Annotated in this window: 7 protein-coding genes; 5 read left to right on the forward strand and 2 right to left on the reverse strand. The window is 46.8% G+C overall.

The features are described from left to right. Positions 1–113: 113 nt before the first annotated feature. The gene (locus C4S60_RS23260; protein ID WP_103882905.1) at positions 114–527 is read right to left on the reverse strand and encodes a helix-turn-helix domain-containing protein; all 414 of its coding nucleotides are present in this window, start codon (positions 525–527) and stop codon (positions 114–116) included. A gap of 135 nt (positions 528–662) precedes the next feature. Here C4S60_RS23260 and C4S60_RS23265 point away from each other — a divergent pair, with 135 nt between their 5' ends. The 5 genes from C4S60_RS23265 (at position 663) to C4S60_RS23285 (ending at position 5618) form a co-directional block, all read left to right on the forward strand. Then, a complete protein-coding gene (locus C4S60_RS23265; RefSeq protein ID WP_103882907.1) occupies positions 663–1856 on the forward strand; it encodes a C45 family autoproteolytic acyltransferase/hydrolase in 1194 nt (397 codons plus the stop codon). A gap of 103 nt (positions 1857–1959) precedes the next feature. Continuing rightward, positions 1960–2223, forward strand: coding sequence for a hypothetical protein (locus C4S60_RS23270; RefSeq protein WP_103882909.1), 264 nt, complete (start codon positions 1960–1962; stop codon positions 2221–2223). A gap of 195 nt (positions 2224–2418) precedes the next feature. After that, a complete protein-coding gene (locus tag C4S60_RS23275; RefSeq protein WP_103882911.1) occupies positions 2419–3765 on the forward strand; it encodes an aspartate aminotransferase family protein in 1347 nt (448 codons plus the stop codon). After that, the gene (locus C4S60_RS23280; protein WP_103882913.1) at positions 3755–4594 is read left to right on the forward strand and encodes a beta-keto acid cleavage family enzyme; all 840 of its coding nucleotides are present in this window, start codon (positions 3755–3757) and stop codon (positions 4592–4594) included. Before C4S60_RS23275 ends, C4S60_RS23280 begins: the two co-directional genes overlap by 11 nt. A gap of 49 nt (positions 4595–4643) precedes the next feature. Further along, a complete protein-coding gene (locus C4S60_RS23285; protein WP_103882915.1) occupies positions 4644–5618 on the forward strand; it encodes a TAXI family TRAP transporter solute-binding subunit in 975 nt (324 codons plus the stop codon). A gap of 52 nt (positions 5619–5670) precedes the next feature. Here the strand turns inward: C4S60_RS23285 and C4S60_RS23290 are convergent, their stop codons facing one another. Then, positions 5671–6576 carry a LysR substrate-binding domain-containing protein gene (locus C4S60_RS23290; RefSeq protein WP_103882917.1) on the reverse strand — a complete coding sequence of 302 codons (906 nt, stop codon included), beginning with the start codon at positions 6574–6576 and terminating at the stop codon, positions 5671–5673. Between the last annotated feature and the right edge of the window lie 423 nt (positions 6577–6999).

Raw genomic sequence — 6999 nt, forward strand, 5'->3', positions numbered from 1 at the left:
AGTTTACTTGGCTTATATGCTTTGTTAGCGATTTTCGATTTAGAGCCACTAGATCTCCAAATCACTGCTGCGCCTAGAAGCCAAGTAGTTCTCGCTGAACAGACATCTTGATGTTACTTGAGTATATCTTCATCACGCTTTTTTAACTCGCGATAAAAGTCAGAGAGAAACTCGATATCCTCTTTCGGGGCTGCCAGCATGATATCCAGAAATTTAAGTGTGCTGGCAGATAATGGCAATTGTCCACCGTGAAGCCGTTCCAGACTGGTCATGGGGAACAGCTGAAGCAGACTGACGTCCAATGCTTTTGCGATTCGGAAGAAGTCGAGAATGGTAAAATGGCTCTTTGCTTCTCTATCCATCTTTTCGTAGAGTGCGGAACGTCCAATGCCGGCTTTATGAGCGAGAGAGTTCTTAGACAAGCCCGCTTGCACCATTAATGCTTCGAGCCTCTCAATCACCATTTTGCGAAACACTGTTTCTTCTACACCAAAAAACTCAAATCCTTCTGTTTCGATCTCTGCCATAACAATTGTCCGTTTTTCTGGAAATACTAACCCTATAGTATCTGAATTATGGATATTTCAAATGATAAGTTTATACCAAGACGCCAGAGATGTGATTGGCCGTCAACGATTAACTTTCAAATGAGGTACGAATTCATGTTAACTACCAAACGCGCCATTCTTGCGACTGCACTTGCACTATCAGGGGTGGCGCATGCCATTTCTCTCGAGCCAGCACCGGGGCTCAACGTCAACCAGCCTTACTACGCTCCCGAATCTTTCGTTCAGCAAGAAAGCCTACCGATTGTCGACATTCGCGGAGTTAAATCCAGCGAGTATGCCGAGTTGTTTGAAAAAGAAGTGGGCGAAGAAGTAAGACGTGGCATCAAGGAAGCAAAATACGTTTACAAATTGGCTGGTATTGACGTCGTCGAATTTGAGAAGCGCTCAATGAAGGTACTTGAGAACTCAAGAAAGCTTAATCCTGATTACTTTGAAGTTGTAGAAGCACTGGCAAAAGTTGGCGGTATCTCTGTCGAAACCATGTTTACGCTGTCTCAGCTTGATGCTGCATTGGCCTCTGCAGCGCAGTCGTCATTAAGCGGTTGTACAACTGTGAGCTTTGCGGATACGGGTGTTGTTGGGCAAGTGAATGATACGCCGTCTCTCTCTGGAGGTAACTACTGGGTGCTTCAAGCGGATGATTATGTTCAGGTTATGGCGTCCGGATTCTATGGCTCTGGCCAGACTCTGGGTAAAGACATTGGTGTCGTAATCAACTTCCAAGGCACAGACTCTCAGGGGGTTGGCCTTCAGTCAGACAGTGCGATCGAGCTTGGAGCTCTGCAAAACTATCTGGTTCGAAATGCGAAAAGTGTCGATGATGCAGAAAAGATCCTGGATAAGTATCGCACAGTAGTGGCCTCTCACTTTAACTTTGCAGATAGCAATGGCGACACCGTGGGCGTAGAGATGCTAGAGGGTGATAACTATGTCATTAAACGTCCGGCAGGTATCGGACATGCTAACCATTCCGAGCGTCCGGGTGTAATGCAGTCATTTGCGGAGTCTGTCGGGTTAGCCGAAAAAAGTAAGGAACGTACTATTGCGACCGCATATACCGAGTGGCGCGCTGAATTTGCTCAGCAGTTCATTGACAATACTCCGGAAGGAAACGTAGAAGCAGCTAAGTACGTGCTGAATACCAAACCTATCGCTCAGCATGCGGCTTATGGTTCAGACTTCATTTCGACGTTGACTGCAGTGATGGACACCAAGGAAGGGTGTCTAGAGGTGGCTCCGGGCGTTGGTGAGTGGAACGACTTCCAGAAAGTGTGTCTTGAAAAGTAGTCAAGCACAGTGATTGGGAAGTCAGCAATTCAGTTGATGAGAACCCTTTATTGATACCGAGCGCGTCACTGGAATTGGAGTGCGCGCTCTGAAGGAGTTCACTATGAAGTCGAAATTTTTCCTATTCATTTTCCCGGGGCTGATGGTGGGTTGTAATCACACCCCTATAGAAAGACAGGACTCTTACGAACTTTGTCAGTCACTTGCTTATGGCTATAGCGAAGAAGTGGCTCAGGAGCTAGAACGAAGGGGTGAGTCAACGACCGATGAACGGTGTGGGAAAGCAAAACGTGAAAAGATTGCGGAAATCGAAGCGCATCGGTTTCTTTGGCGTGTGGAGCATTCGTTAAGGCATGAAACGGACTAGTTTAATCCTAATTACATTGGCCATGATCTCACTACTGCTCTGTTCAATCCCTTTCTCATGAAAAGGCTGACTCAGAGTAAAATCAGCCTATGAACTTTTCTCATGACCCCCAATTTTAATTCGTTTGCCAGACCCTTTGTTAAGAACAAAAATTGAGCAATCTACGAGTGAGCGTTGGTTGATAGGAGGTCAAAAGTGAGTCACGTTTTTCATCGTAACTGCTCTGCAAAATTACCCACAGTAAGCAGAGGGGAGGGAGTGTATCTTATCGACTCCGAGGGAAAGCATTATTTAGATGGATGTGGAGGGGCTGCGGTTTCGAACCTTGGTCATGACCATCCCAAGGTGAAAGCTGCGATTAAAAGCCAACTCGAAGCTATTCCCTATGCTCATACCGGATTTTTTACCAGTGAAGTCGGAGAAAGTCTGGCGACAAAACTGGTGTCACTCTCTCCTGAATTTCTGAAATATGTCTACTTCACCAGTGGTGGTTCAGAGGCCGTAGAAGCGGCACTGAAAATGGCCCGACAGTACTTCGTGGAGCGAGGCTTGCAATGCAAGACTCAGTTTATTGCCAGACGACAAAGTTACCATGGCAATACACTAGGCGCGTTATCGGTTGGCGGAAATGAGTGGCGGCGAGAGCCATTTCGACCGTTGTTGTCGGCGGCCCATCATATTGCGCCTTGCTATGCCTATCGTGACCAGCGCTCTGATGAGAGCGAAGATCAATACAGTCTGCGCGTGGCGAACGAACTGGAGACGAAGATCCTGGACTTGGGTCCGGAGAACGTGATGGCGTTTATCGCCGAGCCAGTGGTGGGGGCGACGGCCGGAGCAGTACCTGCCACAAAAGGATACTTAAGCCGAATTCGAGCGATTTGCGATCGTTACGATGTGTTGCTCATATTGGATGAAGTGATGTGTGGCGTGGGTCGTACCGGAACATTTTTCGCTTTCGAGCAAGATCAAATTACGCCCGATATTGTGACTATCGCCAAAGGGTTAGGGGCGGGTTATCAGTCTATCGGTGCGACCATAGCCCATGAAAAAATCTACGATCAGATCGCTGAAGGGTCGGGTTTTTTTCAGCACGGGCATACTTTCATGGGGCATCCCGTCGCCTGCGCTGCCGCATTGGCGACGATAGAGACTATTATTGAAGACAATCTGCTGCAGAACGTAAGAAATATGGGTGCACTACTGGAACACACGCTAAGGGAACAACTGGCAGACTTCACGTTTGTGGGGGACATCCGGGGGAGAGGGTTGTTCCTGGGTATCGAACTGGTCTCTGACCCAGAATCAAAAGCGCCTTTACCTGTAGCGTCAAAATCACATCAGTGGATCAAACGCATTGCTATGGATAATGGCCTGATGTGTTATCCCATGAGTGGCACTATTGATGGTAGGCAAGGGCATCATATCTTACTCGCGCCACCTTTTATTATCACGGAGTCGGAAGTAATCGAGTTGGTGTCCAGACTAAAATCCACCTTGCGCAAAGCGTCTGAAAAATGGGAGGTTACTGATGTCGTCTGAAACACAATATCAAGCCGCCATTATTGTTGCTCCCAACGGCGCCCGGAAAACTCAAAGAGATCATCTGGCATTACCTATCACCACAGATGAAATAGTGAAGGAAGTCATTGCCTGCCGAGATGCCGGGGCAGCGATGGTGCATTTGCATGCCAGAAACCACGCAGGTGTTCATTCTCTGGAAGTCAAAGATAACCTACCTTTGTATCAGAGAGTGAAAGAGGCGGTGGGTGACACGCTATTGGTTCAGTTAACAACAGAAGCGGTGGGAATGTACCAGCCTGAGCAACAAATGCATTTGGTTAAGGCGGTGCAACCTGAAGCCGTGTCGTTGGCCTTAAGGGAGTTACTACCGGTCCAAAACTCACTTGCAGAAGGTGCGCGTTTCTTTCATTGGATAGCGGAAAATGGAATCATTGCCCAGTATATTCTCTACAGTTTGGAGGATCTCGAACGCTATTTTTGTCTGATTAAACAGGGAGTGTTGCCCGATTATCACCATCATCTACTTTTGGTACTGGGGCGCTATCAGCAAAATCAAACAGCGCGTCCTGAAGACCTTATTCCTTTCTTAAGTTGTCGATTATTTGAGCTTGATCACCGTTGGGCAGTCTGTGCATTTGGTCATTTTGAACACAATTGTTTGACCACTGCTATGCTTATGGGGGCTGATGCTAGAGTTGGATTTGAGAATAATCACTATGACAATCAAGGTGCTGTTGCGTTGAGCAACGCTGCTCAGGTAAGGCAGCTAGTGAAAACGTCAGCCATGCTCAATATTGAACTGATGAGTGCAAAAGCGTTTCGAAATAGTTTTGACATTGGCCGGTAATTCAGGAGTTTATCGGTACGTGATACCTACGACAGGAAAAGGAATAACTATGACCAAATTAAAGACCATGTTAACCGTATCCGCCGCATGCTTTGCGATGGGGGGAGCGACTCTGGCGCAGGCAGAAGATAGATTTGTCACCATAGGTACTGGTGGTGTGACTGGGGTTTACTATCCAACGGGTGGTGCGATCTGTCGTCTCGTGAATAAAAATCGCAAAGAATTCAATGTTCGTTGTTCGGTAGAGAGTACTGGTGGTTCAATCTATAACATCAACACTATTCGTGCGGGTGAGTTGGATCTTGGCATTGCACAGTCAGACTGGCAGTACCATGCATACAACGGAACCAGTAAGTTTGCCGACGCGGGTGCTTTCAAAGATCTCCGGGCCGTATTCTCGGTTCACCCTGAACCGTTTACTGTTGTTGCCCGTGCTGATGCCGGCATTCAAAGCTTTGAAGATCTCAAAGGTAAACGAGTTAACATCGGTAACCCTGGATCTGGTCAGCGCGGGACCATGGAAGTGTTAATGCAGGGCTATGGCTGGGACAAAGGGGTCTTTAAGCTTGTTTCAGAGTTGAAAGCATCTGAGCAGTCGAAAGCACTATGTGACAATAAGATCGATGCCATGATTTACACCGTCGGCCACCCAAGCGGCGCAATCAAAGAAGCCACTACTTCTTGTGACAGTCGTATTGTTTCGGTAAACGGCCCAGTCGTTGATAAGTTGTTGGAAGAAAACAGTTTTTACCGTAAAGCATCTGTACCAGGCGGCATGTACAACGGTAATCCCGATGACGTGATGACGTTTGGTGTGGGCGCCACTTTCGTGACGTCTACTAATGTACCTGACGATGTGGTGTACGCCATTGTTAAGTCGGTATTTGAAAATTTCGATGATTTCAAACGACTACATCCAGCCTTTGCCAATCTTAAGAAAGAAGAAATGATTAAAGATGGTCTTTCTGCACCGCTTCATCCGGGTGCAGAAAAGTACTACAAGGAAGCGGGTCTGTTGAAGTAATCGCCGAAATATTGGTAAGGAAAACCCAGTGATTCGTCACTGGGTTTTATTTTTATTGTTTGGTTGACGCAGTAAATTCCTGCTGCAACCAATGATTGAACTCATAGACGCGGCGGGTACTCAGGCGGTGATTTGGTGTGAAGGCATAATATCCGTACTGACTGCTCAGATTGAGATTAAGCGGATTTATCAATTGTTTCGCTGCAACCAAAGGTGCCACCATAAAATCTGGCACTAAAGCCAGTCCGGTATTATTTTTCACAGCCTCCAACGACATGAAAAAATGCTCAAAGCCCACTTCGTAGAAAGTCATCGGTGTTTTTGGAGAAGACTGTTCGCGAAATTGCTCCCACAAATGGGAGCGTGTGATGTGAGGAATAAAACGATGTAGGGTGAGATCATCAAGGGTGGTTATGGGGTGAGCGGATAACAGGTTAGCTGAACCAACCAGCAATAGGTTCTCTCCGGTCAGCAGCGTTGAGTTTTCATAGTGAGCTGAGATGGGTAAACAGCGAATGATGATGTCGCTTTTGGTGTTGAGTCCCCTTATTGGTCCATCACCGGTTTTGATATTGAAACGTATCCCCTCATGCTCTCGTTGGTAGCGCGCAAGTGCGTCGATCAACCACAGGCTGGCAAATGACGGGGTAACGTCAAGATTGACGACTTCCTCGTCGTCTTCGAGTTGTTTTAGTCGGGCTGTGGCGGATTGCACCGTTTCCAAAGCTTCCAGAATACTGGGTAAATATTGTTCGCCCATTTGGGTCAGCGTAATTCCATCAATATGTCGCTCAAACAGCGCTTGTCCAAGTTGTTGCTCTAAAGCGGCAATTTGCTTGCTGACCGCTCCTTGAGTGACACATAGCTCTTGTGCAGCTTTGGAGAAGCTGAGGTTGTGAGCCACAGAAACAAAGGTTCTGAGGGCTTTTATTGAAGGAAGTGTCGAGCCTGAAAGCATAATGTTTGGTTTTTCCTTATGTTTTTACCCAGTTAACTTCTATAGTTAATGATGTCGATCACGTAACGAGCAATTGCCTAATTTTAGCGAAAAATGACGGGAACGGCACAGTAAACGTTCACCTCGTTCGAAGACAAGCAGAACGGCAGCTGATTGGTTTTTAATCACGTTGGCGCAAAATGGTAAGTATTGAAGTGGCTGGTGGTTAAAATACACACAACTTAACTGCGTCGCTTAAACAACGAGCGGTCAACTTTTACTCAGGACTTATTACCACTGGATGGCCTTATTGAGGTTTCAACATTGAAAAATACACTAGTTACACGCGTTCTTCTTGCAACATCAGGTATCTTAGCTTTGTCAACATCAGCTCAGGCTTTTGAGTTAGGTGCGGATACCAAACGTGGTCTTACATTCCAGTTT

Source organism: Vibrio hangzhouensis, assembly GCF_900107935.1.
GTDB lineage: Bacteria > Pseudomonadota > Gammaproteobacteria > Enterobacterales > Vibrionaceae > Vibrio > Vibrio hangzhouensis.

Coding starts and splice junctions, on each gene's coding strand:
- C4S60_RS23260 (WP_103882905.1), bottom strand. CDS start 527: ATGGCAGAGATCGAAACAGAAGGATTTGAGTTTTTTGGTGTAGAAGAA.
- C4S60_RS23265 (WP_103882907.1), top strand. CDS start 663: ATGTTAACTACCAAACGCGCCATTCTTGCGACTGCACTTGCACTATCA.
- C4S60_RS23270 (WP_103882909.1), top strand. CDS start 1,960: ATGAAGTCGAAATTTTTCCTATTCATTTTCCCGGGGCTGATGGTGGGT.
- C4S60_RS23280 (WP_103882913.1), top strand. CDS start 3,755: ATGTCGTCTGAAACACAATATCAAGCCGCCATTATTGTTGCTCCCAAC.
- C4S60_RS23285 (WP_103882915.1), top strand. CDS start 4,644: ATGACCAAATTAAAGACCATGTTAACCGTATCCGCCGCATGCTTTGCG.
- C4S60_RS23290 (WP_103882917.1), bottom strand. CDS start 6,576: ATGCTTTCAGGCTCGACACTTCCTTCAATAAAAGCCCTCAGAACCTTT.